This is a genomic window from Escherichia sp. E4736 (assembly GCF_005781225.1).
GTDB lineage: Bacteria > Pseudomonadota > Gammaproteobacteria > Enterobacterales > Enterobacteriaceae > Escherichia.
This window is the reverse complement of record NZ_VATT01000018.1, coordinates 202,557-229,538: the sequence shown is the minus strand read 5'-3', so window position 1 is coordinate 229,538 and position 26,982 is coordinate 202,557. Positions and strand designations below refer to the sequence as shown.

Genomic DNA, 26,982 nt, shown 5'->3' with positions numbered 1-26,982 from the left:
CCGGTAATACAAATGCCCTCCTGAATTATGAGGGCTTAATTGCTTTCAACACGCTCGGGCTGAGAGTAAGGGGAACGCTCGGCACATCCCCCCTCACTCTGACTTTAGTGCGCGCCTTTTGCCTGCGCCACGATCTCTTCGATATTTTCCGGCATTGGCTCATACGGCGTTTCTTTCGCCGTTGGCTTCGGATCTTTCAATGCCGCCAGTGCCGTCTTAATCGAGAACAGTGCCAGAACCACCACGACCACCATAAAGAAGATGGTTAACCCAGCATCCAGACGGTTGTTGAACACCAGTTGCGCCAGTTGTGACTCAGTATACTGCGACGGAATATTGCCGCTGTCGATCATTGCCTGGAACTTGTTAGCAATCGCCAGGAAGCCGACTTTCGCATCCGGGCTAAACGCTTTCTGCCAGCCTGCGGTCAGGGTACAAATCAGCAACCAGGCCGTTGGTACCAGCGCCACCCAGGCGTAACGTTGACGTTTCATTTTGAACAGCACTACGGCACAGAGCATCAGCGCCATCCCTGCCAGCATCTGGTTGGCTATACCAAACAGCGGCCACAGAGTGTTAATACCGCCCAGCGGATCGACCACCCCTTGATGGAGGAAGTAGCCCCACGCCAGCACGCACAGCGCCGTTGCCAGCAGGTTAGCAGGCAGTGAATCGGTCCGTTTCAGGCCCGGAGAAACTACGCCCAGCAGATCCTGCAACATAAAGCGCGCAGCACGCGTACCTGCATCTACTGCAGTCAGAATAAACAGTGCTTCAAACAGAATGGCGAAGTGATACCAGAACGCCACATCCATCATGCCGCCCAGCGCGCCGTGCAGAATGTAGGCCATCCCCACCGCCAACGTCGGCGCACCGCCCGCACGGGAAATGATCGACTGTTCACCCACTTCGCTGGCAATCTGGTTTAGCGTATCCGGGGTAATCGCAAAGCCCCAGCTACTCACCACCTGCGCCGCAGAAGCGACCACATCCGTCGTTCCTGCCGGAGCCAGCACCGCCATCGGGCTGTTCATGGCGAAGTACACACCTGGATCGATGATACAGGCAGAAACCAGCGCCATAATCGCCACGAAGGATTCCATTAACATTCCGCCGTAGCCGATAAAACACGCCTGCCCTTCGTTCGCCAGCATCTTCGGCGTGGTACCGGAAGAGATCAGCGCATGGAAGCCAGACACCGCGCCACAGGCGATGGTGATAAACAGGAACGGGAACAGGTTACCAGTCCATACCGGGCCAGTACCATCAACAAATTTAGTCAACGCAGGCATGGTCAGCGTCGGGCGCATAATCAAAATGCCTACCGCCAGACCGACGATAGTCCCGATTTTCAGGAAGGTAGAGAGGTAGTCACGCGGAGCCAGCAGCAACCACACCGGCAGCACCGCCGCCACAAAACCGTAACCCACCAGCATCCAGGTCAGCTGCACGCCGGTAAAGTCAAAGTACGGTGCCCAGGTCGGGCTTTCTGCCACCCAGCCGCCAGAGATAATGGCGAAAATCAGGAACACCAGGCCAATCACCGACACTTCGCCAATACGCCCCGGACGCAGATAGCGCAGGTAGATCCCCATAAACAGCGCCAGCGGAATGGTGAACGCAACGGTATACGTTCCCCACGGGCTATGAGTCAGGGCTTTCACCACGATCATCGCCAGCACCGCCAGGATAATGACCATGATCATAAAGCAGGCTACCAGCGCAATCACCCCAGCAGTTGGTCCCATCTCTTCTTTGACCAGTTCACCCAGCGAGCGACCGTCGCGGCGCGTGGAAACAAACAGCACCATAAAGTCCTGCACTGCACCAGCGAGAACCACCCCGGCTAGCAGCCAGATCATCCCTGGCAGGTAACCCATTTGCGCCGCCAGTACCGGCCCCACCAGCGGGCCAGCTCCGGCAATGGCCGCAAAATGGTGACCGAACAGCACTTTTTTATCTGTCGGTACATAGTCCAGCCCGTCGTTATGGCGCACCGCTGGCGTCATACGCGTCGGGTCAACCGCCAGCACATTTTTGGCGATATACAGACCATAAAAACGGTAAGCGATCAGATAGACACAGACCGACGCCACCACAATCCACAGTGCGTTGATCTGTTCCCCACGATTTAAAGCAATGTATCCCAGAGCAAATGCTCCCATTACAGAGAGCACTGTCGAGACGAGGTATTTCCCTGATTTGTTCATAGTTGTTATCCGTGTGCGTGTCCATAGAGATGTTACATTTTGTTTCTATAACATCTTTGTGCAATTTAACAACACAGCAACCATGTAAATCGGAGTTGAAACCAATATTTAACTTCACAATGTTAACTCGATCACTCCGTTAACTGAGTTTTCCAACAATCTCATTTAATTCTGTCGGGCTCATCCCAAAACTGCCGTACCCAGCCGACAAGTGCAGCAACGCCGCCCCTGTTCATCGAAAACGACGATTTCCCAACTCTGATTTTGCCGCCCAAGATGCAACGGCTGGCAGACGCCGCGTACCTTGCCTTCAGACACCGGGCGATGATGGGTGGCGTTAAGTTCCGTGCCCACCACACACTGTCCGTCGCGGGTCATCATAAATCCGGCCATCGATCCCAGCGTTTCCGCCAGCGCTGCCGACGCGCCGCCATGCAGCAGGCCAAACGGCTGATGAGTATGGGTATCAACCGGCATTTCGGCTTCCAGCACATCATCGCCCAGACGGGTATACACAATTCCCAGATGCGCCACCATTGTGTTATCGCTGGTGGCGTTCAGTTCGTCGAGCGTTAAATGGCGTTTCCAGATCATGCTTATGCCCCCAGCGTTGAGCCGCCATCTACCACGATATCCTGTAGGGTGATATGGCTGGCGAGATCGGAAGCGAGGAACAAAATCGTGTTGGCGATCTCTTGTGGACGGGCGATTTTCCCCAGCGGAATGCCGAGTTTAAACTGCTCGCCAAAGCCGCGAATACGCTGCTCTTCGGCGTCATCGCTCACCCACAGCGTGCGTTGCATATCGGTGTCGGTTGAACCCGGCGAAACCACATTACAGCGCACACCGCTACCCGCCAGTTCCAGTCCGACGCTCAACGCCAGGCTTTTCAGCGCCGCTTTCGACGCGCCATAAGCACTCATGCCAATACGCGGCGTGTGCGCAGCGTCGGACGCCACAGTGACAATCGCCCCGCCCCGTTGGCGACGAAACTGATTCATGGTCTGCTGGAACAGGTTAAACGCACCGCCGACATTGACCGCAAAAGTCTGTTGCCAGTCTTCCTTACTGAGCTGATCGGTCGCGCCCATGCGCAAAATTCCCGCCGCATTAACCAGCACGTCCAGTCGCTCCGTTTCAGCTAACAGTCGCTGACATACCTGCGCCACCTGCGCAGCATCGGCAACATCCATTACTTCGGTCGCAAAGGGATATTGCTCCTGAGCGAACGCTTGATCAAAACCTGTAACTTTTGCTCCCGCTTCAACAAACGCCAGCGCCGTGGCGTAGCCGATACCTTTCCCCGCGCCGGTTACCCAAACATTTTTACCGCTGAAATCCATTATTTCACCTCGCGGGAGAGTAGCTTCCACCAGGCGTCGATGGTCGGGTTTTTCGCCAGCATGACAAAATCGATATCGCCATGCACTTTGCGCCAGCGCGCCGCCAGCGCCATCATGCGCACCGAATCCAGACCGTAGTCGATCAAGTTGTCGTCATCGAACGGCTCGTCGGACTCGTCCAGCAACGGCAGGATCACCTCACGCAGCGCCGCTTTGCTGGCGGGGATAGGTGCTGGCAGTAATTCTTCGGTCATCACCACCCGGCCAGAACGTCCGGCCACATATTTCAGCGACATCAAATGCTCGTCACGGCTGAAATCGGCCAGCGCATCCGCCACCATAAACGGTTTAATATCGCGCATAAATGCGTCGGTTGCGGTGGTCATACAGCCAATGTGGGCATATACCCCGGTAATAATCAGCTGGTTACGCTCACTCTCTTTGAGCATTTGCTCCAGCGGAGAACGATGAAACGCGCTGTAGCGCCACTTCACCAGCACCGTGTCGTCGGCATCTGGCGTCAGGCGATCCACCACCTTTTGCTGTTCCGGCGAGCGGGTCAGGCCCGGCCCCCACATATCATTCAACAGCGCCCGATCTTCATCGCTCTGATCTTTCGGCTGGGCAGTGTAATAAACCGGAATATTGTGCTGTTTGCAGTAGTCGCGCAGCGCCGCAATATTGGCGATCACCTGCTCCATCATCGGGCAGTTCTCACCCCAGAAGCTGACAAAATAGTCCTGCATATCATGGATTAACAACGCGGCACGTTGCGGTTCAAAGGCCCAGTCGACTTTATTCTGCGGAATATCGTGAGACTCCGGCAGCGCGTAAGCCTGTAATTTTGGAATAGCCATCGTGTTCTCTCCTTCAGGCTGAAGCGCGTGACGCCAGCCACTGACGTAATTGTTTTTTATCGACTTTCCCGACCGCCGTCAGCGGAAGTGAATCTACACACTCCACGCGATCCGGTAATTTAAATTCGGCAATACCCTGTTCGCGCAGGAAACGACGCACCTGCACCGCGCGCAGCGGCTCTTTTACCACCAGATAAGCACAGCTTTTTTCGCCCATCAGCTCATCTTCCATACTGACCAGTGCGGCGTAGATCACCGCCGGATGGCGCAGCAGCAGGTTTTCGATCTCTTCGGCAGCGATCTTCTCGCCGCCACGGTTGATCTGATCTTTCTCGCGCCCCTGCACGGTGATGTAACCCTCTGGATCAATAGAGATCAGATCTCCGGAACAGTAAAAACCGTTGGCATCAAAGGCGCTGGCATTGTGCTGCGGGCTTTTGTAATAACCGCGGAAGGTATACGGCCCGCGCGTCATCAGGCGTCCAACTTCCCCTTGCGGCAGTGGATTTCCATCGGCATCGGCAACCCACACTTCATCGTCCGGGCACATTGGGTAGCCCTGGGTATGGATAATTTTCTCCGCGCTATCATCAAGTCGGGTGTAGTTCACCAGCCCTTCCGCCATGCCGAATACCTGCTGTAACTGGCAGCCAATCTCTGCGGGAATACGCGCCGCAAGCGTGGCAGAAAGACGTGCGCCACCAACCTGTAACAGTTTCAGCGAGGCAAGCTGCGCCCGGCTTTCGCCTTCAGCCAGTGCCTGCAACCACAGGCTGACTGCCGGTGGCACCAGCGCGGTGACGTTAACCTGATGTTTTTCAATCAATGGAAAGCAAAGCGTGGCGCTGGGATCGGCCGCCAGAACGACAGTGCCGCCAGCAAGAAATACCCCCAGCGATCCCGGCGAACTCATGGCGTAGTTATGAGCCGCCGGGATCGCGCACAGGTAGCGCGTCTGTTGTGTGAACTGACAAATCTCGACGCTACGGCGCACGCTGTAGTAGTAGTCGTTATGGGTACGCGGGATCAGTTTCGGTGTGCCGGTAGTGCCGCCGGAAAGCTGGAAATAGGCCACTTCATCAGCAGGTGATGGCGTGGCAGTAAAATCCTCTGCCGGATGGTTAATCGCATCCTGCAAGTTATGCTCACCGCTGTCGTTGTGCAGTTGCACCACGCGAATGGAGGAATGTTCTGTGACGAAAGTATTGAGGAAATCATCCCCGCTAAACAGCGCATGTTGGCGATCGGCAATCAGCAATGTGGGTTCAATCTGGCTGGCATAGGCGTTCAGTTCACTACGCTGATGGCTGAACAGCGCCAGCACCGGCGCAACGCCCAGTTTCAGCAGCGCGAAAAAGGTAATATAAAGTTCAGCGACGTTACCCAGTTGTACCAGCGCGGTTTCACCAGGTTTAATGCCCTGACGGCGCAAACTACAGGCGAGGTTATCCGCCGCCTGATTCAGCTCCCGGTAACTCAACTGCCGCTCGCCGTCGATAACCGCGATGCTGTCACTCGCAGCGTGGCGAGTCAGAATGTCGGTCAGCGGCAAATCCTGCCAGTAACCTTTTTCCCGATAGCGACGGGCAAACTCTTCCGGCCAGCGGGTGAATGGAATGCTCATCCTCGCTCCTTAATGCAATCCAAAAACGTTCAACATGGTAGAAAGTTTGACGCCTGTTTCGCGCCACTCACCCAACGGTGACGACGCAGGCACAATCCCCGCTCCGGCAAACAGACGCACCTGATTTTCCCGCAGCTTCGCGCAGCGGATAGTCACCACCCACTCGCCGTTACCTTCGCTGTCACACCAACCCACAATGCCGCCAAACAGCTCGCGGTCGAACGGCTCCAGATCAGCAATAACCTGGGTCGCGGCCTGATGAGGGAAACCACTCAGCGCGGGGGTCGGATGCAGCAGGCAGGCCAGAGTCAGTGCGTTTTCTTGCGAATTCGCTTTACCTTCAAAGGGAGTTGCGAGATGCCACAGCGTCGGCGTGGTGATCAATTGTGGAGAGGAGGGAACGTGTAACTCACTACTGCGTTCGCGCAGTACCTCTTTCATCGCCTGAGTCACTAGTTCATGTTCATGGCGATCTTTTTCTGACGCCAGCAGACGATTACCCGCTTCGCGATCGAGCACGTCATCCGGCTGACGACGCGCGGAACCGGCTAACGGAATAGAGCTAAAACGCTCGCCGTCTTTGCGCAGCAGCAGTTCCGGGCTGGCCCCGAGCAGAACGCCACCATCAGCCAACGGCACATGAAAGTTGTAACTAACCGGGTTTTGCGCAATCAACCGTTCCAGCAATACGCCGCTATCAATGGCGGCGTCAGTGGTGATATCAATCAACCGTGACAACACCACTTTGTCGACCTGCGGCGTGGCGGTAAGTGCGGCGGCGCGGGCAACCATCTGTTCAAACGTGGCTTGTTCCGGAATTGCCTGGCGTTCCACCACATTCAGCGACTGGCTGCGGGTGAAACGGCGTGCGGAAGCTTGTTTTTCCTGACGGGAGAACGACTGCCAGGATTCGGGAATATACAGCGATGAAGGCTGACGTGGATCGAAGGGAATCGCCCCGACCATCACCGGATTTTTGATGCCCTGCGCTTTGGCATCGGCAAACAGCGCGGCGAGTTTTTGCTGGAAGGGACTGTCGGGCGAATCCCCATTCACAGCCGGTTCATCGAAGCGGGCGAAACATCCTGACGTCGTAAAACTGCGGTACGGCGACATAAAGAAAAAGCGATTGGGCGCAAGTGTTGCCATGGTCTGCTGTACTTCCTCAGCCAGTGACGTATCCATATCATCCTCCACAAAATGATAAAGGCTTTAATAATGATTATCATTTATATTTTCGGTCGCTAACCTAAAAGCAAACGCGCACTATGTCAACTCTTGAGGTAACGCAATCTGCAACTCGGGGTTGCATCTGGTTGTCGTTACAATGAAAATGAGAAGCATTAACTTCATTAATAACAGGACGCTGATTTGTGAGACTCGCCCCGCTCTACCGCACCGCTCTTCTACTAACAGGCTTTTTACTTTCAGGAATATCCGCAGTGCAGGCCGCCGACTGGCCGCGTCAGGTGACTGACAGCCGCGGCACTCATATGCTGGAAAGCCAGCCACAGCGCATCGTCTCAACCAGCGTCACGCTGACGGGTTCGTTGCTGGCGATTGATGCCCCAGTGATTGCCAGCGGCGCGACCACGCCAAATAACCGCGTCGCGGATGACCAGGGCTTTTTACGCCAGTGGAGCAAGGTGGCGAAAGAACGCAAACTGCAACGGCTCTATATCGGCGAACCGAGCGCCGAAGCCGTTGCCGCGCAAATGCCGGATCTGATTTTAATTAGCGCAACAGGCGGGGATTCGGCGCTGGCGCTGTATGATCAGCTTTCCACCATCGCCCCGACATTAATCATCAATTACGACGACAAAAGCTGGCAGTCGCTGTTAACGCAACTTGGCGAAATTACCGGGCATGAGAAGCAAGCGGCAGAGCGGATTGCACAGTTTGATAAGCAACTGGCGGCGGCGAAAGAGCAAATCAAATTACCGCCGCAGCCGGTCACTGCCATTGTCTATACCGCCGCTGCACACAGTGCCAATCTCTGGACGCCGGAATCAGCACAAGGGCAGATGCTGGAACAACTCGGCTTTACGCTGGCGAAGTTGCCCGCAGGGTTAAACGCCAGCCAAAGCCAGGGCAAACGCCATGACATCATTCAGCTTGGTGGGGAAAATCTGGCTGCTGGGTTAAACGGTGAATCGCTATTCCTGTTCGCCGGAGATCAGAAAGACGCCGATGCGATTTATGCTAATCCGCTGCTCGCGCACCTGCCTGCAGTACAAAACAAGCAAGTTTATGCGCTGGGAACCGAGACGTTCCGTCTGGATTACTACAGCGCCATGCAAGTGCTGGAACGACTTAAGGCGCTGTTTTAAGCATTAACTGTCGGACGCTGTCACCTGCGGCGGCGTCTGGCGAAAACGTCGCAACTCCACCAGCACCAGCAATAACAACACGCCGATAATCAACAAACCAAAACCGCTCGCGCTTGCGGAAGCAACCGGTGTCATCATCGCTCCCAAACCGCCCAGCAGCGCCGCGCCTATGGCATCGCCCGTCACGTTTTGCGCCGTCCACAAACCGTTAATCCGCCCTAACATCGCTTCCGGGGTTTGCGTTTGCAGCATTGTATATTGCAGCAACGAACTAACCGCGCTCAGCCAGCCGAACAGCGCCAGACAAACCACGCCTAAAATCCACATCGGCATCAGGCCAAACAGACCAATGGCGAGGAACGATCCCAGCGTGGAGAGCAGCATCAATAACCCTGGTCGCGCGCTATGCGCCAGCTTCCCGCTGGTTAATGCGCCGATAGCCGCGCCGAGCGGGATCGCCGCATAGAGAAAACCAATCTGTGCCGCCGACATCTGCCAGTTGGTAGCCAGCGCCGGATACAGTACCCGCACCGCGCTCGCCATCGTCAATAAACCACCCAGCAGCGCAATGCCGCCCACCAGCGGACTGGCGAGCAGAAAACGAAATCCTGCCAGTAATGATTTCAACGGATGCTCACGCGGCTGCGGTGGCGGTGGCAACGCCGGAAGGCTTAACAACGGTAGCAAGGTAATAAACGTGCCCGCCGCCGCCAGCCCGTAGTTCCAGGCTACGCCGCCAGTCGCCAGCAGTAAACCGCCCATCATGGGCGAAATCACCGATCCCAGCCGCACGGTCAACATGGTGATCGCCCCGGCCTGCATTAAATTTTCACGCCCTACCAGTGCAGGTGTCGCCGCCAGTAGCGCCGTAACGCCAAGTGACGCGAAAAAGCCATCCCATAATCCGAGTAAATAGATTGCCAGCAAAGACGGCTCCGGCAGCAGCGCGTTCAGGCACAGTCCAATGAAGCCAATGCCACAGGTGCCGCGCGCCAGCAGAATCACTTTTTTGCGCTCATAGCGATCCGCCAGCACGCCGCCGACCATCAAACCGACAAACATCGCGCCGCCGGTCAGCGTCACCGAAAGCCCCACCTGCCAGGTAGAATGCGTCATCATCTGGATCTGCACCGGCACCGCGACGCCGAGCAAACCCAGAGAAACAATAGAGATAAAACGAGCGAGGAATACTGCGCGAAACGCCGGGTGCGTTTTCAACAGGCTGAGGTTAAGCAGCCAGGATTGTTTATTCATTACAATGCCTTGCCATCAAATATTTTAAATACCTATTCTTAGGCTGCACATGCTAACATATCCAAATAAGATCGATAACGATAATTAATTTCATTATCATGGAAGTTCGTATGTCTGGTTCTGTTGCCGTGACACGCGCCATTGCCGTGCCCGGATTGCTGTTATTACTGATTATCGCGACGGCATTAAGCCTGCTCATTGGGGCAAAATCACTCCCCGCTTCCGTAGTGCTGGAGGCCCTCTCCGGCACCTGCCAGAGCGCCGACTGCACTATCGTGCTCGACGCGCGACTGCCGCGTACCCTGGCCGGATTGCTGGCGGGCAGTGCGCTTGGGCTTGCCGGGGCGTTAATGCAAACCCTCACCCGAAACCCACTTGCCGACCCCGGTTTACTTGGCGTGAATGCCGGAGCCAGCTTTGCCATTGTGCTGGGTGCGGCGCTGTTTGGTTACTCATCCGCGCAGGAACAACTGGCGATGGCCTTCGCCGGGGCGTTGGTGGCCTCGTTGATTGTAGCCTTTACCGGCAGCCAGGGCGGCGGGCAATTAAGTCCGGTGCGTTTAACCCTGGCGGGCGTGGCGCTGGCGGCGGTACTGGAAGGACTGACCAGCGGCATCGCCCTGCTTAATCCTGACGTCTACGATCAACTGCGTTTCTGGCAAGCCGGTTCGCTGGATATTCGTAATCTACACACTTTAAAAGTGGTGCTGATCCCGGTGCTGATCGCCGGAGCAACTGCGCTATTACTGAGTCGCGCACTGAACAGTTTAAGCCTTGGCAGCGACACCGCGACGGCGCTGGGCAGTCGCGTGGCACGCACACAGTTGATTGGTCTGCTGGCGATTACCGTGCTTTGTGGTAGTGCGACGGCGGTAGTTGGCCCGATTGCCTTTATTGGCCTGATGATGCCGCATATGGCGCGTTGGCTGGTAGGTGCCGATCATCGCTGGTCGCTGCCCGTCACGCTACTCGCTACCCCTGCCCTGTTGCTGTTTGCCGATATCATCGGGCGTGTGATTGTGCCCGGCGAGCTGCGCGTTTCTGTGGTCAGTGCCTTTATTGGTGCTCCGGTGCTGATCTTCCTCGTGCGACGTAAAACACGAGGTGGCGCATGATTTACGTCTCTCGCCGATTAATCATCACCTGCTTACTGCTGATTACCGCCTGCGTGGTGGCGAGTGTCTGGGGATTACGCAGCGGTGCCGTCACGCTGGAAACCTCGCAGGTATTCGCCGCGCTGATGGGTGATGCGCCGCGCAGTATGACGATGGTGGTCACCGAATGGCGTTTACCACGCGTGCTGATGGCGTTGTTAATTGGCGCGGCGCTGGGCGTCAGCGGCGCGATTTTTCAGTCGTTGATGCGTAACCCACTCGGCAGCCCTGACGTAATGGGCTTTAACACCGGAGCGTGGAGCGGCGTGCTGGTGGCGATGGTGCTGTTTGGTCAGGACCTGACGGCTATCGCGCTGGCAGCAATGGCAGGGGGTATTGTCACGTCACTGCTGGTCTGGCTGCTTGCCTGGCGTAACGGCATCGACACCTTTCGGTTGATTATTATCGGCATCGGCGTCCGCGCCATGTTGGTGGCCTTTAATACCTGGCTGCTGCTGAAAGCGTCTTTAGAAACGGCGCTAACCGCAGGATTATGGAATGCCGGATCGCTCAACGGCCTGACGTGGGCAAAAACCTCGCCTTCCGCGCCCATCATTATATTGATGCTCATTGCCGCCGCCTTACTGGTACGGCGAATGCGCTTGCTGGAGATGGGCGATGACACCGCCTGCGCGCTGGGCGTCAGTGTCGAACGTTCGCGTCTGTTAATGATGCTGGTGGCGGTGGTGCTTACCGCTGCGGCAACGGCGCTTGCCGGGCCGATTTCCTTTATTGCTTTAGTCGCGCCGCACATTGCCCGACGCATTAGCGGCACCGCTCGCTGGGGGCTGACCCAGGCGGCGCTGTGCGGGGCGTTGTTACTGCTGGCGGCCGATCTCTGCGCTCAACAACTGTTTATGCCGTATCAACTTCCGGTTGGTGTCGTTACCGTCAGCCTCGGCGGTATTTACCTTATCGTCTTGTTAATTCAGGAGTCTCGCAAAAAATGACCGAATCAGTAGCCCGTTTGCGCGGCGAACAGTTAACCCTCGGATATGGCAAATATACCGTTGCGGAAAATTTGACTGTAGAAATTCCTGATGGTCACTTCACGGCAATTATCGGGCCAAATGGCTGCGGTAAATCCACGTTACTGCGTACCCTAAGCCGCCTGATGACACCTGCTCACGGGCATGTCTGGCTGGATGGCGAGCACATTCAACATTACGCCAGTAAAGAAGTTGCACGCCGGATTGGTCTACTAGCGCAAAATGCTACCACGCCGGGAGATATCACCGTGCAGGAGCTGGTAGCACGCGGGCGTTACCCGCATCAACCGCTGTTTACCCGCTGGCGCAAAGAAGATGAAGAAGCGGTAACGAATGCGATGCAGGCCACGGGAATAACTCATCTGGCGGATCAAAGCGTGGATACCCTCTCCGGCGGACAACGCCAGCGAGCGTGGATCGCGATGGTGCTGGCCCAGGAAACGGCGATTATGCTGCTCGATGAACCCACGACCTGGCTGGATATCAGTCATCAGATTGATTTGTTGGAACTGTTAAGCGAACTGAACCGTGAGAAAGGCTATACCCTGGCGGCAGTGCTGCACGATCTTAATCAGGCCTGTCGTTACGCCAGCCATTTGATTGCATTGCGGGAAGGGAAAATTGTTGCTCAGGGAGCGCCGAAGGAGATTGTCACTGCTGAATTGATCGAGCGCATTTACGGTCTGCGCTGCATGATTATTGACGATCCGGTAGCCGGAACGCCGCTCGTGGTGCCGCTCGGACGAACGGCACCTTCAACCGCGAAGATTTAAACTAAGTGGTCTGCCATCATGGCATCCTGTTTTCTGGATGCCATCGCATGGCGCAACAGCACGCCACTACAAGCCACCATACCGCCGATCAACGCGGAAAGGATCACAATAATCACCTTACCCGGACCGTCTTTTTTCACCGGCAATGACGGACGCAACTGATATTTAAACGGCGTAAAATCAACATCGTTGACATTTGCTTTTGTTAATTGTTCTACAAGATACTGACGATTACGTAATTCACCGTTCAGTTCCGCAACGTCAGTAACCGCTTTTTCAATTTCCAGTTTGCGTTCAATACCGTCTGCGCCGAGAGAAATAGAAAAATCAGGGTCATCTTTTACTGCCTGACCATTACTGTAAACAGGTTTTTTAATGCCTGCTGCATTAGCAATATCGAGTGAATAATTGAGCCGCTGAATGTTTGCGTCAAGTTGGTTTTTCGTTTTAATGCGATCCTGCGCCAGCTTTTCTTTTTCAAACTGGGTTCTGATTTCCAGCTTATTACGCACATTTTCTAGCGACTCTTTCACCACCAACGCAGAGATATAATCGATATACCCGGCCAACACTTTCTGTGCCTCTTCACTGGTTGGCGCGGTAAAACTTAGCGTCCAGGAGGTATACAATGACGGTTCATCTTTTTTCTTACTGGCATTGTCATCCACCGCTTTCATTTTTTCGCTCAATGCGACAATTGCGCGATGCAAATCTAGTTCGTCGATTTTCGCCTCTTTCAATTGGTCCATCACATAAGGTGATGAACGCAAGTATTCTTCCAGCAAGCTAACAGACTGAAACTTCTTGATAAACAGGTTAAATGCTTCTGTACGATCAATTTTGATATCCAGATCCAGTACCCGAAGGTTAGTAAATGTTTTCTCCAGATCTTGCCATTGCACAGGTTCTGCCGGCGTTATAACCGCCGCACTGGTCCATTTTTGCGGTAGGATAAATGACACCAGCAACCCGATACAGGCAAAGGCAAAAACGACAGCCATGATCTGTTTTTTTGCGTGCCATAAAACTTCGATAAGATTAAGTAAATCAATTTCATTATTACCGGCTGGTGCCAGATGATAATCGGGAAAATGCGAGTCGCTTTCCTGCTTAATATTCAGTGTTGACATACGGTATAACCTGAAAATGAGTCCAATGAGGGTAAATTTCCACGGCGCACACTTTACCAGTTGGTGAGAATTATCCGAAGCTGAACTTTGTAAATTCCACGCAGCAAACGCAATGTTTGGCGCATTTTCAGACAAGCCACTCAGTAAATATTAATACGATAAATAACAAAATCCATAATTATTTATCGTAATTATGGATTTGCATTTAAGATAAAGTTATTTATTTAGCGCAGCACGAATAATTGGTCCAATTTTTTCAAATGCGATTGGAGAAATAATATCCACATGCGCGCAATCCTGGCGATAAATATCCAGCTTTGCTATCCACGGCGACCAGGCGCGTTCGGGGCTCATACCTTCCTGAAGTGTACGCTCCGCAACAAACAGCGTCGCTTTGCCATCAAACGGTTCACTATGGGCGGTGGTTAATAGCCGCACTGCATCGGCATAATTGCCTTCAATGGTGGTAAACAACTCCGTTGACGCGCCTCCCTGCTGGGCCGCCAGAAAGGCTTCGCGCTCGCGGTTAATCTCCGCCAGCACTTCCGGATCCAGACCATTGGCTTCTTTTTCCTGCCAGTTTTGCGTTTCTGGCGGCCAGGTATCCAGCAAGCCAAGAAATGCCACCTGTTCGCCACGGGCACGCAGCCGCGCCGCAATACCCTGCGCCAGCGTACCGCCCAGCGAATACCCCAGCAGGTAATAAGGACCGTGCGGTTGTTGCTCAAGTAACGTTGCCAGATGCGCTTCGCAGACTTCATCCAGATTTTCCGCCGTCTGCATGGGTCCATAAGGGCGCGGCGACTGAATACCGATAATCGACCATTGTGGATCGAGATAACGCGAGAGCACGCTAAACTGCCAGGCAAAACCGGATGCCGGATGGAAACAAAACAGCGTCGGGCCATTACCTTCACGCAACGGCAGAATGGTTTCAAATCCCATGCGCCAGGAGCTGTCTTCTTCACCATCAATAATCGTTGCCAGTTTGGCGACGGTTGACGCGACCATCACCTGCCCCGGCGTCACCTGGCGAGCAAACTGCCGACTTAACTGCGCTGCCAGTTTCATTGCCAGTAGTGAATGACCGCCAAGCGCAAAGAAATCAGCATCGGCATCCTGCACGTCACAACCCAGCAACGACGCGAATGCCGCGGCGATAATCGTTTCACTGCCCGCTTTCGGTGTGCGTCCCGGCGCTTGTGCCTTCAGTTCAGGCAACGGTAAGGCTTTGCGATCCAGTTTGCCATTGGCGTTAAGTGGTAACTTTGGAAGTTGCAGCAGAACCACGGGCACCATATGCGGTGGCAATGTTTCGCGAAGCTGCGCCTGCAATGCGCTGGTATCCAGCGGCAGGCCTGATTGCGACACCAGATAGCCCACCAGTTGACGCGCATCACCACCAGTGGCTGCCGCCTGGTTAATCACACAGGCATGAGTAACGGCCTGTTCGACATCCGGCAGCGCCTGCATCACGCGGTCGATTTCGCCCAGTTCGATACGCTGCCCGCGAATTTTTAGCTGATCGTCACTGCGCCCGAGGTACTCCACCGCGCCGTTATCCAGCCAGCGGGCAACGTCTCCAGTACGGTACATCCGTTCACCTGGGGCAAAAGGATCGGCAATAAAGCGGCTGGCGGTCAGATCGGGTCGCCCAAGATACCCCTGCGCCAGTTGAATGCCGGTGAGATAGAGATCTCCTGCCACACCCGGCGGCACCGGATGCATCATCGCATCGAGAATGCGCAGGCCCGTGTTCCACACCGGATAACCAATCGGCACGCTGCTGCCGCGCACCTGTGCCAGTTCCTCGCCAAAAGCCGGATACCAGCTGACATCTACCGCCGCTTCCGTCGGGCCATACAGATTATGTAACGGCGCACCGGTTAACTGCTGCCATTCGCGGCATAAATCAGCCGGTAAGGCTTCACCGCTACAGAAAACCTGTTTCAACGTCGCGCAACTTTGGCGAGCGGTTTGTGGTGTCAGCGAAGCAACAAACGCCGCCAGCATCGACGGCACAAAGTGCGTGGTCGTTACGCCATATTGGGCAAAGAATTGCTGCATAGCGAGCGGGTCGCGGTGCGCTTCCGGTTCAGCCATCACCAGTTTCGCCCCGGCAATAAACGGCCAGAAAAACTCCCACACCGAGACATCAAAACTGCACGGCGTTTTTTGGGCAACGACATCTTCGCCCGTGAGCGGGTAATGATTTTGCATCCAAAGCAGGCGGTTAACGATAGCCGTCTGCCCGACCATTACCCCTTTTGGCCTGCCAGTGGAACCGGAGGTGAAGATGATATAAGCCGTGTGGTGCGGTTGTGAAAGTTGCAGCGGCGCACTGCTCTGTGCGGTAAGCGGGGCGTTATAGCAAAGGCTGGTTAAATCTGGAACATCAGCAAAGCGCGGCAGTTGATCGTCGGTGGTGATTAACAGCGACGGACGCGCATCTTCCAGCATCATTTTCAGGCGATCGTCCGGATAGCCGGTATCCAGCGGTAGCCAGGCTGCACCAGCCTCAACAATTGCATGTAGCGCCAGGGTCAAAAAGACCGAGCGCGGTAATGCCACCGCCACGCTGTCGCCTGGTTTAACGCCGCGCTTACGCAGCAGATTCGCCAGCGCCACCACCTGCTCGCGCATTTCCCGATAGCTAAACTGGTAACGCGCATCAACCAGCGCCGGAGCATCCGGTGTTTTTGCCGCTTGTTCTGCCACCAGCGCGCTCAGCGTGGTTTCTGGAATCTCAACCTGAGTGGCGTTGATCTGCGCCAGCTGCGCATACTCACCTGGCAGCATAATATCGACATCGCCGCACAACAGAGCTGGATCCGCGGCGAACTGGGCGATCAGCATTTTCAGGCGTTCAGCATGCTGGATTAACGTTGGCTCATCGTAACGCTGTTTATTGGCGAGGATCTCAATACTCAAATCACCGTGTTCATCCGGGAACAGCGCCAGTTCAAGGTCATTAACCGGACCGGTTGCCAGGGTATGGGTTTGCGCCTGAACACCAGGAATATCCAGTTGATAATCAAATACCTTGATATTGAGTACCGGACCGAACAACGGTTCCTCTCCCACCGCGCGTCCGCTGTCACGGACAATCTGTTCTGCATCGTAACGTTGATGGCGACGCATTTTTTTCAGTTGAGCCGCCAGTCGGGTTGCCAGTTCCGGCAGCGTTTCTTGCGCCGCAATGTGAATACCCAACGGCAAAACGTTGAGCACGGGTCCGGTCGCCGTCAACGCTGCCGATCCCAGGCGGCGCATAAAGATAAATCCGGCGGCGTAGTCCATGCGGTTGCACAATCGCCCCAGCCACAAAGCCGCCAGCGCAAGGGCTAAATCGGTACGCTGCACACCTGAAAGTTGCGTAGCCAGCTGGCGGAATTCCCCGTCGGTAAATTCCAGTTTCAGGCGTAAAATATCTGCCGAAGCGCTGCGCCCCGGTAAAGGTGCCGGAGAAAGTGACGCGGGCGGCGGCAGTTGACGACGCTGTTCCGCCCAGAATGCCGCATCACGCTGCCAGGCCTCGCTTTCACGGTATTGCTGGTACTCTTCCACCACATCAGCGAAAGGCGTAAACGGCGAAGCAGGCGTTGGTTCGCCACGCAGCCATGCGCGGTAAATGTTGGCGATCTGGCGGGTAATGGCCGGGAAACTGAAGCCATCGACCAGCAAATGGTGATAACGCTGATACCAGTACCAGCGGTTATACGCCACCTGTATCAGCTGATGAAAGACCAGTGGTTTGCCGCTATCGACGCGCAGATTTTGTTGCAAATCTGCCTGCATTAATGCCTGCGCAGTACCGTGCGGATCAATGTTGGTTCTCAGGTCGATAATTTCTGGCAGTTCGAACGTCAGCGCATCATCGACCCACTGCCAGACTTCGCCGTTATCTTCCGTAAAACGCATCCGCAACGTATCTGCTTGCGCTAATCCGGCAACCACCGCGCGGGCCAGTAATGACGCATCAACCTCTCCGGTTAACTCAACGTAATGCGCCACGCTCCAGGCGGAGGGTAAATCCGACAGTTTTTCTGCCATCCAGATGCCGGGCTGTGCAGCGACCAAAGGTAAATGCTGGCTCATTGCGCCTCCTGCAACTGGGTGAAATTCGCCGGTGTCAGAGTACGCCAGTGGGCTTCCAGCCACTGCTGGCAGGACGCCTGTGACTGCGGCTGACACACAACGTCCCAGCCTGCCGGTAACGCGCATTGTTGCGGCCACAGACTGAATTGCCCCTGCGCATTGCGCAAAATGTAAAACGCTCCCTGTGGATCATCGAAGGGATTACTGAATGCCATATTCAACTCCTGTCATGGAAAAGCGGTTGCCAGAGGTCGATTAGCCCCTGCATCAAGCCACCGCGCCAACAAAGCGCATCATGTCCGCCGTCAACCTGACGCCAGAAAATGGATTCTTTTATGGGGTGTAATTGCGCATACAGCGCCTGATTGGCCCGCATGATCATCGGCTCGCGAATACCCGCTTCCAGCACAATGCGCAGACCTTCGGCGCTAACTTCACCAGCTTTTAGCTGTTCAAGTAACACGCCCTCTTGCTGCCCGCCCCGATGCGGCCACCAGTACGATCCTGACTGGCTTAATACACAACCAAAGCGTTCAGGCCAGTGCAGTCCGGCATACAGCGCGGAAAGCCCACCAAAACTTTGCCCGGCGACCACGGTGCAATCGGCACGATCGCTAAAAGGGGCAATAGCTTTCACCAGGGGTAATAACTCTTGCTGTACTGCCAGCCAGAAATCGGCATTACACGGCAGTTCGTGGGCGCGGTGCGTGGTGTCGATAGCGTCGATCAACACATACACGGCGGGAGGAAGTTGCTGACGATGGGTCAGCGAAGTCAGCACAGGCCAGACAGGCATACTTTGCGCCCAAAATTCGCCATCAAGCAAAACTGCCAGCGGGCGTTCTCCTGCTGTTACATCTCCGGTGGTAAAAATCCATACACGGCGTGAATTTCCCAGACTTTCACTTTTCCAGATAATTTCTTTAGCAGGCGTTTCTGGCGCTTGCGGACAATCCCAACCCGGTTGCAGGGGCGCTTGCGGCATTTCGAGTGCAGAAACAGCGTGCCCTCGCCCGCCTTTCCAGCTTTGTGGATTCAGCGGATCGGCTATCGCCTGAGGTAATAGTTTTCGCCAGCCTTCACGCAATTCGAGGCGATCGGGGGATGGTGCAGAAAAAATGTCATCGCGTTCGCTGGGAACAAAACAGTAGCTGCCGCGCCATTCGGCATTGAGTTGTGTCGTCCACTGCCAGACATCGGTACCTGCAATTCGCTGCATCGACTGGGGGCGGCTATTTTGATGGTGATCGGTGACGCCAGTGATGTAGACCCATACGCGCTTTATCGTCGAGTAGTCTTCAGAACCTTGTGGATCACGCCACCAGAAAGTGACCTCAAACATTTCGTCATTAAGACGCTGCCATTCAGGGCCATGTTTCGACTGCCACCAGCTATCACTTCCCACTTTTAACGCCGCCACATCATAACCTTATGTTTATTGTGAGTTTTTTCATTGATTGCAGAAATATATTGATAATATTATTGATAACTATTTGCATTTGCAATAGCGTAATGGCGCGCCGTGGGAAGCGCGGACATTTATTAACCAACTGCACTGCGTGTCTTTCAGGATCAAAGGTTTTCGCGGTAGCGGGATGCGTCGTGTTGATGACGACCATGCTCGACAGTTGCAATTCGTGGCAAAAATGCAGGAATAAAACAATGAACAAGAAGATTCATTCCCTGGCCTTGTTGGTCAATCTGGGGATTTATGGGGTAGCACAGGCACAAGAGCCAACCGATACTCCTGTTTCACATGACGATACCATTGTCGTTACCGCCGCCGAGCAGAACTTGCAAGCGCCTGGCGTTTCGACCATCACCGCAGATGAAATCCGCAAAAACCCGGTTGCCCGCGATGTGTCGGAAATCATCCGTACCATGCCAGGCGTTAACCTGACCGGCAACTCCACCAGTGGTCAGCGTGGTAACAACCGCCAGATTGATATTCGCGGCATGGGGCCGGAAAACACGCTGATTTTGATTGACGGCAAGCCGGTCAGCAGCCGTAACTCGGTGCGTCAGGGCTGGCGTGGCGAACGCGATACCCGTGGTGATACCTCCTGGGTGCCGCCAGAGATGATTGAACGTATTGAAGTTCTGCGTGGTCCGGCAGCTGCGCGTTATGGTAACGGCGCGGCGGGCGGCGTGGTTAACATCATTACCAAAAAAGGCAGCGGTGAGTGGCATGGCTCCTGGGATGCTTATTTCAACGCCCCAGAACATAAAGAGGAAGGTGCCACCAAACGTACCAACTTCAGCCTGACCGGTCCGCTGGGAGATGAATTCAGCTTCCGTCTATATGGCAACCTCGACAAAACCCAGGCCGACGCGTGGGATATTAACCAGGGGCATCAGTCCGCGCGTGCCGGTACATATGCGGATACGCTGCCAGCTGGGCGCGAAGGGGTGATCAACAAGGATATTAATGGCGTAGTTCGCTGGGACTTCGCACCTCTGCAATCACTTGAACTGGAAGCGGGCTACAGCCGCCAGGGCAACCTGTATGCGGGCGACACACAGAACACCAACTCCGATTCCTATACCCGCTCGAAATATGGTGATGAAACCAACCGCTTGTATCGCCAGAACTACTCACTGACCTGGAACGGCGGCTGGGATAACGGTGTGACCACCAGCAACTGGGTACAGTACGAACACACGCGTAACTCGCGTATTCCGGAAGGTCTGGCGGGCGGCACCGAAGGGAAATTTAACGAAAAAGCGACACAGGATTTCGTCGATATCGATCTTGATGACGTGATGTTGCACAGCGAAGTTAACCTGCCGATTGATTTCCTTGTTAACCAAACGCTGACGCTGGGTACGGAGTGGAATCAGCAGCGGATGAAGGACTTGAGTTCCAACACACAGGCGCTGACCGGAACGAATACCGGTGGTGCTATTGATGGCGTGAGCGCCACCGACCGTAGCCCATATTCAAAAGCAGAAATTTTCTCGTTGTTTGCCGAAAACAACATGGAGCTGACTGACAGCACCATCGTAACGCCGGGGCTGCGTTTCGATCATCACAGCATTGTTGGCGATAACTGGAGTCCGGCGCTGAACATATCGCAAGGTTTAGGCGATGACTTCACGCTGAAAATGGGCATTGCCCGCGCCTATAAAGCGCCGAGCCTGTACCAGACCAACCCGAACTACATTCTCTACAGTAAAGGTCAGGGCTGTTACGCCAGCGCGGGCGGCTGCTATCTGCAGGGGAACGATGACCTGAAAGCGGAAACCAGTATCAACAAAGAGATTGGTCTGGAGTTCAAACGCGACGGCTGGCTGGCGGGCGTCACCTGGTTCCGTAACGATTATCGCAATAAGATTGAAGCGGGCTATGTGGCTGTAGGGCAAAATGCGGCTGGCACCGATCTCTATCAATGGGATAACGTGCCGAAAGCGGTAGTTGAAGGTCTGGAAGGATCGTTAAACGTACCGGTTAGCGAAACGGTCATGTGGACTAATAACATCACTTATATGCTGAAGAGTGAAAACAAAACCACGGGCGACCGTTTGTCGATCATCCCGGAATATACGTTGAACTCAACGCTGAGCTGGCAGGCACGGGAAGATTTGTCGATGCAAACGACCTTCACCTGGTACGGCAAGCAGCAACCGAAGAAGTACAACTATAAAGGTCAGCCAGCGGTTGGCCCGGAAACCAAAGAAATCAGTCCTTACAGCATTGTGGGTCTGAGCGCGACCTGGGATGTGACGAAAAACGTCAGTCTGACCGGCGGCGTGGATAACCTGTTCGACAAGCGTTTGTGGCGTGCGGGTAATGCCCAGACCACAGGCGATCTGGCAGGCGCCAACTATATCGCAGGTGCCGGAGCGTATACCTATAACGAGCCGGGACGTACGTGGTATATGAGCGTTAACACTCACTTCTGATGCTAACGTCAGATTGTTGACAAAGCGCGCGTCGTTCATGCCGGATGCGGCGTGAACGCCTTATCCGGCCTACAAAATCTTGCCAATTCAATATATTGCAGGACCACGTAGGCCTGATAAGCGTAGCGCATCAGGCAGTTTTGCGTTTGTCATCAGTCTCTAATATGGTCGACATGAAAACTACGCATACCTCCCTCCCCTTTGCCGGACATACGCTGCATTTTGTTGAGTTTGATCCGGCGAGTTTTCGCGAGCAGGATTTACTCTGGCTGCCGCACTACGCGCAACTGCAAAACGCTGGACGGAAACGCAAAGCCGAACATTTGGCCGGGCGGATCGCTGCTGTTTATGCGTTGCGGGAATATGGCTATAAAGGTGTACCCGCAATCGGCGAGCTACGCCAACCTGTGTGGCCTGCGGAGGTATACGGCAGTATTAGCCACTGCGGGACTACGGCATTAGCCGTGGTATCCCGTCAACCGATTGGCGTGGATATTGAAGAAATTTTTTCTGCGCAAACAGCGGCAGAATTGACAGACAACATTATTACGCCAGCGGAACACGAGCGACTCGCAGACTGCAGTTTAGCCTTTTCTCTGGCGCTGACACTGGCATTTTCCGCCAAAGAGAGTGCATTTAAGGCAAACAAGATACAGGCCGCTCCAGGTTTTCTGGATTATCAGATAATTAGCTGGAATAAACAGCGGATCATCATTCGACGAGAGGATGAGCAGTTTGCTGTGCACTGGCAGCTTAAACAAAAGATAGTCATAACGCTGTGCCAACACGATTAATTGACAACATCTGGTACGGTTCGCCCGCAGCCATCACTGACCGCGGGCGAAAGTGTAAAGCAGGTGCCTTACCACCCTGACCTGACAACCGGATATGCGGGGATTGCTCCCCGCACAACGGCTACTTCTTCGGTTCGTAAGCGAGAACAGCCTTAAACTCAATATTACGTTCCTTTACCGTGAACTCACACAGCGAGTCTCCGACCAGAAGCGTAAATCCCAGCACCGTTAAACACAGCACTATGACTGCCACAAGGGCATATTTCGTCAGCATGTTTATATTGCCTCCATGCGAAGAAGGGACTACCATCCGAGTTGTTGAGGTTCGGAGTGGCAGCCCCAGGGTTGATAGAAATATCTCCTGGGGCTTCATCTTTCCAGACCTCAGAGTAAACCTGAAACCGGAAAGCTTCAGGCACCCGCAGTTATCTTACCCTTCCTTAGCAAAATTACTGTTTATTTATACAGTAAGTTCTGTTTCGGACTTCTGTCGGCAAAACTGATCATTGCCCTTAAAACGAAATAGCCCGCAGCCATCACTGACCGCGGGCGAAAGTGTAAAGCAGGTGCCTTACCATCCTGACCTGACAACCGGATATGCGGGGATTGCTCCCCGCACAACGGCTACTTCTTCGGTTCGTAAGCGAGAACAGCCTTAAACTCAATATTACGTTCCTTTACGGTGAACTCACACAGCGAGTCTCCGACCAGAAGCGTAAATCCCAGCACCGTTAAACACAGCACTATGACTGCCACAAGGGCATATTTCGTCAGCATGTTTATATTGCCTCCATGCGAAGAAGGGACTACCATCCAAATTGTTCAGGTTTGGGTAGGTAGCCCCAGGGTTGATAGAAATATCGTCCTGGGGCTTCATCTTTCCAGACCTCAGAGTAAACCTGAAACCGGAAAGCTTCAGGCACCCGCAGTTATCTTACCCTTCCTTAGCAAAATAGCTGTTTATTTATACAGTAAATCCTGTTTCGGACTTCTGTCATTCATTATCCGATCCGCAACTGGGCCAGGCTTTTTTTCTGCCCTCCCAGCTCGTCAAAATTCTCCTCCGCCAGCCAGCTCTGCAGCACCTTGCCACATTGCGGCCATTCGCTATCAATAATCGATAACCAGTCGCTGTCACGGTTACGCCCTTTGCGCACGATTTTCTGCCGGAAACGACCTTCAAAAACAAAACCTAAACGTTCAGCAGCGCGGCGTGATGCCAGATTAAGCGAATCACATTTCCACTCCACGCGCCGATAATTATGAGCAAAGGCGCATTGCAAAAGTAACCAGATCGCTTCTGTACCGAGCACGCTATTTTTCATTAGCGGAGACCAGGTAACATGGCCGATTTCAACCGAACCATGTTCGCGTTCGATTGCCATAAAACAGACCAGCCCAACGGCCCGCGCAGAACGATTATCAACCACGGCAAAGGGCACCAGTGAAAGATCATTCACTTTGCCAGCAATCCATGACTCGGTAGCAACAACACTTGCCGGACGACTGCTGGCAAGCCACGTCCAGTCACGCTCGTCTGGCGCCTGAGCATATGCATCAAACAGATCGCCTGCGTGACGTTGCGCGTCTAGTGGCTCCAGTCGACACCATTGTCCTTCCAGTAAATGACGCGGTAAAACCGCTGCACCTTGCCAGTCCGGCAGCGCATCGCCGACCGTCTGTCCATATTGATTAATTTCCGGCACGACCTTCCCCTTTTGCTGATGTTTTAAACTGTTATATCAGTTCGCAATCACAACAAGAAAGAAACATTCCAGAACTTCCGCATCTCGCCCAGCCGCTCCCACTTCTATACTGAATAGAAAACGCCAACATAAGAGAAACCTATGCCATTACCCGATTTTCATGTTTCTGAACCTTTTACCCTCGGTATTGAACTGGAAATGCAGGTGGTTAATCCGCCGGGCTATGACTTAAGCCAGGACTCTTCAACGCTGATTGACGCGGTTAAAAATGAGATCACTGCCGGAGAGGTAAAGCACGATATCACCGAAAGTATGCTGGAGCTGGCGACGGATGTTTGCCGTGATATTAACCAGGCTGCCGGGCAATTTTCAGCGATGCAGAAAGTCGTATTGCAGGCAGCCGCAGACCATCATCTGGAAATTTGTGGCGGTGGCACGCACCCGTTTCAGAAATGGCAGCGTCAGGAGGTATGCGATAACGAACGCTATCAACGAACGCTGGAAAACTTTGGCTATCTCATCCAGCAAGCGACAGTTTTTGGTCAGCATGTCCATGTTGGCTGCGCCAGTGGCGATGACGCTATTTATTTGCTGCACGGCTTGTCACGGTTTGTGCCGCACTTCATCGCCCTTTCCGCCGCGTCGCCATATATGCAGGGAACGGATACGCGTTTTGCTTCCTCACGGCCCAATATTTTTTCCGCCTTTCCCGATAATGGCCCGATGCCGTGGGTCAGTAACTGGCAACAATTTGAAGCCCTGTTTCGCTGCCTGAGTTACACCACGATGATCGACAGCATTAAAGATTTGCACTGGGATATTCGCCCCAGTCCTCATTTTGGCACGGTGGAGGTTCGGGTGATGGATACTCCGTTAACCCTTAGCCATGCGGTAAATATGGCAGGATTGATTCAGGCTACCGCCCACTGGTTACTGACGGAACGCCCGTTCAAACATCAGGAGAAAGATTACCTGCTGTATAAATTCAACCGTTTCCAGGCCTGCCGTTATGGTCTGGAAGGCGTCATTACCGATCCGCACACCGGCGATCGTCGGCCTCTAACGGAAGACACCTTGCGTTTACTGGAAAAAATCGCCCCTTCCGCACATAAAATTGGCGCGTCGAGTGCGATTGAGGCCCTGCATCGCCAGGTTGCCAGCGGCCTGAATGAAGCACAATTGATGCGCGATTTCGTCGCCGATGGCGGCTCGCTGATTGGGTTGGTGAAAAAGCATTGTGAGATCTGGGCCGGTGACTAAGCCGGGAATTGCCTTACAGAAGAATATACCTGACAATGGTGTTTTAACTTACATTTAACAATGTTATGAAACACCCTTTAGAAACCTTGACCACCGCAGCAGGCATCTTGCTGATGGCTTTTCTCTCTTGCCTGCTGCTGCCCGCCCCCGCACTGGGGCTGACGCTGGCACAAAAACTGGTGACCTCGTTCCATTTGATGGATCTTAGCCAGCTTTACACTTTATTGTTTTGCCTGTGGTTTTTAGTGCTGGGCGCTATTGAGTATTTTGTTCTGCGCTTTATCTGGCGACGCTAGTTCTCGCTGGCGGATTAAACGTCGATTATCGTCGTGCTTCGCGGCATACTTTGCTTATTCTCCTTCGCCTAAAGGAACGTTTATGGATAAGCAATCACTGCACGAAACGGCGAAACGCCAGGCCCTTGAGTTACCCTTTGTCGAGCTTTGCTGGCCGTTTGGCCCGGAGTTTGATGTGTTTAAAATTGGCGGCAAGATTTTTATGTTGTCGTCAGAACTGCGCGGCGTTCCCTTTATCAATTTGAAGTCCGATCCACAAAAATCCCTGTTAAATCAGCAGATATATCCAAGCATTAAGCCTGGGTATCACATGAATAAAAAGCACTGGATTTCGGTCTATCCCGGCGAAGAAATCTCCGAAGCGTTACTTCGCGATCTGATCAACGATTCATGGAATTTAGTGGTTGATGGCTTAGCTAAACGCGATCAAAAAAGGCTGCGCCCTGGCTAAAACGTAAATCTATAGCGCATTTTTCTCGCTTACCATTTCTCGTTGAACCTTGTAATCTGCTGGCACGCAAAATTACTTACACATGGAGTCTTTATGGATATCATTTCTGTCGCCTTGAAGCGTCATTCCACTAAGGCATTTGATGCCAGCAAAAAACTTACCCCGGAACAGGCCGAGCAGATCAAAACTCTACTGCAATACAGCCCATCCAGCACCAACTCCCAGCCGTGGCATTTTATTGTTGCCAGCACTGAGGAAGGCAAAGCGCGTGTTGCCAAATCCGCCGCCGGTAATTACGTGTTCAACGAGCGTAAAATGCTTGATGCCTCGCACGTCGTGGTGTTCTGCGCGAAAACTGCGATGGACGATGCCTGGCTGAAGCTGGTTGTTGACCAGGAAGATGCCGATGGCCGCTTTGCGACGCCGGAAGCGAAAGCCGCGAACGATAAAGGTCGCAAATTCTTCGCCGATATGCATCGTAAAGATCTGCATGATGATGCAGAGTGGATGGCAAAACAGGTTTATCTCAACGTCGGTAATTTCCTGCTCGGCGTGGCGGCTCTGGGTCTGGACGCGGTACCCATCGAAGGTTTTGACGCCGCGATCCTCGATGATGAATTTGGTCTGAAAGAGAAAGGCTATACCAGTCTGGTGGTTGTTCCGGTAGGTCATCACAGCGTTGAAGATTTTAACGCGACGCTGCCGAAATCTCGTCTGCCACAAAGTATCACCGTAACCGAAGTGTAATTATCCTGACAGCCGGGAACCCATCCCGGCTCAGATTGCTAACAAAGTGCGCTTTGTTTATGC

At 53.9% G+C, this 26,982-nt stretch carries 24 protein-coding genes and 1 pseudogene; 11 read left to right on the top strand and 14 right to left on the bottom strand.

From position 1 onward, the window contains the following. Nucleotides 1-104: 104 nt before the first annotated feature. From cstA to entC, 6 genes are all read right to left on the bottom strand, one after another. Nucleotides 105-2,210 (bottom strand): pyruvate/proton symporter CstA, encoded by a 2,106-nt coding sequence (gene cstA, locus FEK46_RS14695; protein WP_135559955.1) that lies wholly within the window; start codon nt 2,208-2,210, stop codon nt 105-107. A 180-nt stretch (nt 2,211-2,390) separates the two neighbouring features. Beyond that, nucleotides 2,391-2,804, bottom strand: a complete 414-nt coding sequence (entH, locus tag FEK46_RS14690) for a proofreading thioesterase EntH (protein WP_135559956.1) — start codon at nt 2,802-2,804, stop codon at nt 2,391-2,393. A gap of 2 nt (nt 2,805-2,806) precedes the next feature. Then, complete coding sequence (entA, locus tag FEK46_RS14685) at nt 2,807-3,553, bottom strand: 2,3-dihydro-2,3-dihydroxybenzoate dehydrogenase EntA (RefSeq protein ID WP_000347633.1); 747 nt, start codon at nt 3,551-3,553, stop codon at nt 2,807-2,809. Continuing rightward, the gene (gene entB, locus FEK46_RS14680; protein WP_135559957.1) at nt 3,553-4,410 is read right to left on the bottom strand and encodes an enterobactin biosynthesis bifunctional isochorismatase/aryl carrier protein EntB; all 858 of its coding nucleotides are present in this window, start codon (nt 4,408-4,410) and stop codon (nt 3,553-3,555) included. Before entB ends, entA begins: the two co-directional genes overlap by 1 nt. A 13-nt stretch (nt 4,411-4,423) precedes the next feature. Further along, nucleotides 4,424-6,034 carry a (2,3-dihydroxybenzoyl)adenylate synthase EntE gene (gene entE / locus FEK46_RS14675; RefSeq protein WP_130206435.1) on the bottom strand — a complete coding sequence of 537 codons (1,611 nt, stop codon included), beginning with the start codon at nt 6,032-6,034 and terminating at the stop codon, nt 4,424-4,426. A 9-nt stretch (nt 6,035-6,043) separates the two neighbouring features. Beyond that, the gene (gene entC / locus FEK46_RS14670; RefSeq protein WP_135559958.1) at nt 6,044-7,219 is read right to left on the bottom strand and encodes an isochorismate synthase EntC; all 1,176 of its coding nucleotides are present in this window, start codon (nt 7,217-7,219) and stop codon (nt 6,044-6,046) included. Between the two features lie 188 nt (nt 7,220-7,407). Here entC and fepB point away from each other — a divergent pair, with 188 nt between their 5' ends. Continuing rightward, complete coding sequence (fepB, locus tag FEK46_RS14665; RefSeq protein WP_130258593.1) at nt 7,408-8,364, top strand: Fe2+-enterobactin ABC transporter substrate-binding protein; 957 nt, start codon at nt 7,408-7,410, stop codon at nt 8,362-8,364. 3 nt (nt 8,365-8,367) lie between these two features. Here the strand turns inward: fepB and entS are convergent, their stop codons facing one another. After that, the gene (gene entS / locus FEK46_RS14660; protein WP_135559959.1) at nt 8,368-9,618 is read right to left on the bottom strand and encodes an enterobactin transporter EntS; all 1,251 of its coding nucleotides are present in this window, start codon (nt 9,616-9,618) and stop codon (nt 8,368-8,370) included. Nucleotides 9,619-9,728: 110 nt separating this feature from the next. Between entS and fepD the strand changes: the two genes are divergently transcribed. Genes fepD through fepC form a run of 3 tightly spaced genes read left to right on the top strand, consistent with a single transcriptional unit; the run spans nt 9,729 to nt 12,534 of the window. Continuing rightward, nucleotides 9,729-10,733 (top strand): Fe(3+)-siderophore ABC transporter permease, encoded by a 1,005-nt coding sequence (gene fepD / locus FEK46_RS14655; RefSeq protein ID WP_130206427.1) that lies wholly within the window; start codon nt 9,729-9,731, stop codon nt 10,731-10,733. Then, nucleotides 10,730-11,722, top strand: a complete 993-nt coding sequence (fepG, locus tag FEK46_RS14650; RefSeq protein ID WP_130206425.1) for an iron-enterobactin ABC transporter permease — start codon at nt 10,730-10,732, stop codon at nt 11,720-11,722. Before fepD ends, fepG begins: the two co-directional genes overlap by 4 nt. Next, on the top strand, nt 11,719-12,534 hold the full coding sequence (gene fepC / locus FEK46_RS14645) for an iron-enterobactin ABC transporter ATP-binding protein (protein ID WP_130260253.1): 816 nt from the start codon (nt 11,719-11,721) through the stop codon (nt 12,532-12,534). The genes fepG and fepC overlap by 4 nt, the downstream gene beginning before the upstream one ends. Here the strand turns inward: fepC and wzz(fepE) are convergent. From wzz(fepE) to fes, 4 genes are all read right to left on the bottom strand, one after another. Continuing rightward, a complete protein-coding gene (gene wzz(fepE), locus FEK46_RS14640) occupies nt 12,531-13,664 on the bottom strand; it encodes an LPS O-antigen length regulator Wzz(fepE) (protein ID WP_135559960.1) in 1,134 nt (377 codons plus the stop codon). The two genes, fepC and wzz(fepE), sit on opposite strands and share 4 nt — an antisense overlap. Before the next feature lie 216 nt (nt 13,665-13,880). Beyond that, nucleotides 13,881-17,762: an enterobactin non-ribosomal peptide synthetase EntF gene (gene entF, locus FEK46_RS14635; protein WP_135559961.1), complete on the bottom strand. Its 3,882-nt coding sequence runs from the start codon at nt 17,760-17,762 to the stop codon at nt 13,881-13,883. Beyond that, complete coding sequence (ybdZ, locus tag FEK46_RS14630; protein ID WP_000885787.1) at nt 17,759-17,977, bottom strand: enterobactin biosynthesis protein YbdZ; 219 nt, start codon at nt 17,975-17,977, stop codon at nt 17,759-17,761. The genes entF and ybdZ overlap by 4 nt, the downstream gene beginning before the upstream one ends. 2 nt (nt 17,978-17,979) lie before the next feature. Continuing rightward, complete coding sequence (gene fes / locus FEK46_RS14625; protein ID WP_135559962.1) at nt 17,980-19,182, bottom strand: enterochelin esterase; 1,203 nt, start codon at nt 19,180-19,182, stop codon at nt 17,980-17,982. 242 nt (nt 19,183-19,424) lie between these two features. On the opposite strand from fes, the gene fepA reads away from it, so the two are divergent. Together fepA and entD are read left to right on the top strand one after the other, a co-directional pair. Beyond that, nucleotides 19,425-21,665 (top strand): siderophore enterobactin receptor FepA, encoded by a 2,241-nt coding sequence (gene fepA, locus FEK46_RS14620; RefSeq protein ID WP_130260257.1) that lies wholly within the window; start codon nt 19,425-19,427, stop codon nt 21,663-21,665. A gap of 173 nt (nt 21,666-21,838) precedes the next feature. Beyond that, nucleotides 21,839-22,459, top strand: coding sequence for an enterobactin synthase subunit EntD (entD, locus tag FEK46_RS14615; protein WP_135559963.1), 621 nt, complete (start codon nt 21,839-21,841; stop codon nt 22,457-22,459). Between the two features lie 121 nt (nt 22,460-22,580). Here entD and hokE (FEK46_RS23410) read toward each other — a convergent pair whose 3' ends face one another. After that, the gene (gene hokE / locus FEK46_RS23410; RefSeq protein ID WP_000956465.1) at nt 22,581-22,733 is read right to left on the bottom strand and encodes a type I toxin-antitoxin system toxin HokE; all 153 of its coding nucleotides are present in this window, start codon (nt 22,731-22,733) and stop codon (nt 22,581-22,583) included. Nucleotides 22,734-23,083: 350 nt separating this feature from the next. Beyond that, a complete protein-coding gene (hokE, locus tag FEK46_RS14605) occupies nt 23,084-23,236 on the bottom strand; it encodes a type I toxin-antitoxin system toxin HokE (protein ID WP_000956465.1) in 153 nt (50 codons plus the stop codon). Here hokE (FEK46_RS14605) and FEK46_RS23990 point away from each other — a divergent pair. After that, nucleotides 23,205-23,456 (top strand): annotated as a pseudogene (locus FEK46_RS23990) (hypothetical protein); the annotation flags it as partial. The gene hokE (FEK46_RS14605) and the pseudogene FEK46_RS23990 sit on opposite strands and share 32 nt — an antisense overlap. Nucleotides 23,457-23,460: 4 nt before the next feature. Here the strand turns inward: FEK46_RS23990 and FEK46_RS14595 are convergent. Beyond that, nucleotides 23,461-24,165, bottom strand: coding sequence for a GNAT family protein (locus FEK46_RS14595; RefSeq protein WP_135559964.1), 705 nt, complete (start codon nt 24,163-24,165; stop codon nt 23,461-23,463). Between the two features lie 141 nt (nt 24,166-24,306). Between FEK46_RS14595 and FEK46_RS14590 the strand changes: the two genes are divergently transcribed. The 4 genes from FEK46_RS14590 (at nt 24,307) to nfsB (ending at nt 26,919) form a co-directional block, all read left to right on the top strand. Then, nucleotides 24,307-25,425 (top strand): YbdK family carboxylate-amine ligase, encoded by a 1,119-nt coding sequence (locus FEK46_RS14590; RefSeq protein WP_135559965.1) that lies wholly within the window; start codon nt 24,307-24,309, stop codon nt 25,423-25,425. Nucleotides 25,426-25,490: 65 nt separating this feature from the next. Further along, nucleotides 25,491-25,721: a DUF1158 domain-containing protein gene (locus tag FEK46_RS14585; protein WP_135559966.1), complete on the top strand. Its 231-nt coding sequence runs from the start codon at nt 25,491-25,493 to the stop codon at nt 25,719-25,721. 82 nt (nt 25,722-25,803) lie between these two features. Beyond that, nucleotides 25,804-26,172 (top strand): MmcQ/YjbR family DNA-binding protein, encoded by a 369-nt coding sequence (locus FEK46_RS14580; RefSeq protein WP_135559967.1) that lies wholly within the window; start codon nt 25,804-25,806, stop codon nt 26,170-26,172. 93 nt (nt 26,173-26,265) lie between these two features. Further along, the gene (nfsB, locus tag FEK46_RS14575) at nt 26,266-26,919 is read left to right on the top strand and encodes an oxygen-insensitive NAD(P)H nitroreductase (RefSeq protein WP_135559968.1); all 654 of its coding nucleotides are present in this window, start codon (nt 26,266-26,268) and stop codon (nt 26,917-26,919) included. Nucleotides 26,920-26,982 lie beyond the last annotated feature (63 nt).

Excerpts from the sequence above, each read along its gene's own strand:
- cstA (WP_135559955.1), bottom strand. The coding sequence starts at position 2,210 with ATGAACAAATCAGGGAAATACCTCGTCTCGACAGTGCTCTCTGTAATG.
- entH (WP_135559956.1), bottom strand. The coding sequence starts at position 2,804 with ATGATCTGGAAACGCCATTTAACGCTCGACGAACTGAACGCCACCAGC.
- entA (WP_000347633.1), bottom strand. The coding sequence starts at position 3,553 with ATGGATTTCAGCGGTAAAAATGTTTGGGTAACCGGCGCGGGGAAAGGT.
- entB (WP_135559957.1), bottom strand. The coding sequence starts at position 4,410 with ATGGCTATTCCAAAATTACAGGCTTACGCGCTGCCGGAGTCTCACGAT.
- entE (WP_130206435.1), bottom strand. The coding sequence starts at position 6,034 with ATGAGCATTCCATTCACCCGCTGGCCGGAAGAGTTTGCCCGTCGCTAT.
- entC (WP_135559958.1), bottom strand. The coding sequence starts at position 7,219 with ATGGATACGTCACTGGCTGAGGAAGTACAGCAGACCATGGCAACACTT.
- entS (WP_135559959.1), bottom strand. The coding sequence starts at position 9,618 with ATGAATAAACAATCCTGGCTGCTTAACCTCAGCCTGTTGAAAACGCAC.
- fepD (WP_130206427.1), top strand. The coding sequence starts at position 9,729 with ATGTCTGGTTCTGTTGCCGTGACACGCGCCATTGCCGTGCCCGGATTG.
- fepG (WP_130206425.1), top strand. The coding sequence starts at position 10,730 with ATGATTTACGTCTCTCGCCGATTAATCATCACCTGCTTACTGCTGATT.
- fepC (WP_130260253.1), top strand. The coding sequence starts at position 11,719 with ATGACCGAATCAGTAGCCCGTTTGCGCGGCGAACAGTTAACCCTCGGA.
- entF (WP_135559961.1), bottom strand. The coding sequence starts at position 17,762 with ATGAGCCAGCATTTACCTTTGGTCGCTGCACAGCCCGGCATCTGGATG.
- ybdZ (WP_000885787.1), bottom strand. The coding sequence starts at position 17,977 with ATGGCATTCAGTAATCCCTTCGATGATCCACAGGGAGCGTTTTACATT.
- fepA (WP_130260257.1), top strand. The coding sequence starts at position 19,425 with ATGAACAAGAAGATTCATTCCCTGGCCTTGTTGGTCAATCTGGGGATT.
- entD (WP_135559963.1), top strand. The coding sequence starts at position 21,839 with ATGAAAACTACGCATACCTCCCTCCCCTTTGCCGGACATACGCTGCAT.
- hokE (WP_000956465.1), bottom strand. The coding sequence starts at position 22,733 with ATGCTGACGAAATATGCCCTTGTGGCAGTCATAGTGCTGTGTTTAACG.
- hokE (WP_000956465.1), bottom strand. The coding sequence starts at position 23,236 with ATGCTGACGAAATATGCCCTTGTGGCAGTCATAGTGCTGTGTTTAACG.
- FEK46_RS14590 (WP_135559965.1), top strand. The coding sequence starts at position 24,307 with ATGCCATTACCCGATTTTCATGTTTCTGAACCTTTTACCCTCGGTATT.
- FEK46_RS14585 (WP_135559966.1), top strand. The coding sequence starts at position 25,491 with ATGAAACACCCTTTAGAAACCTTGACCACCGCAGCAGGCATCTTGCTG.
- FEK46_RS14580 (WP_135559967.1), top strand. The coding sequence starts at position 25,804 with ATGGATAAGCAATCACTGCACGAAACGGCGAAACGCCAGGCCCTTGAG.
- nfsB (WP_135559968.1), top strand. The coding sequence starts at position 26,266 with ATGGATATCATTTCTGTCGCCTTGAAGCGTCATTCCACTAAGGCATTT.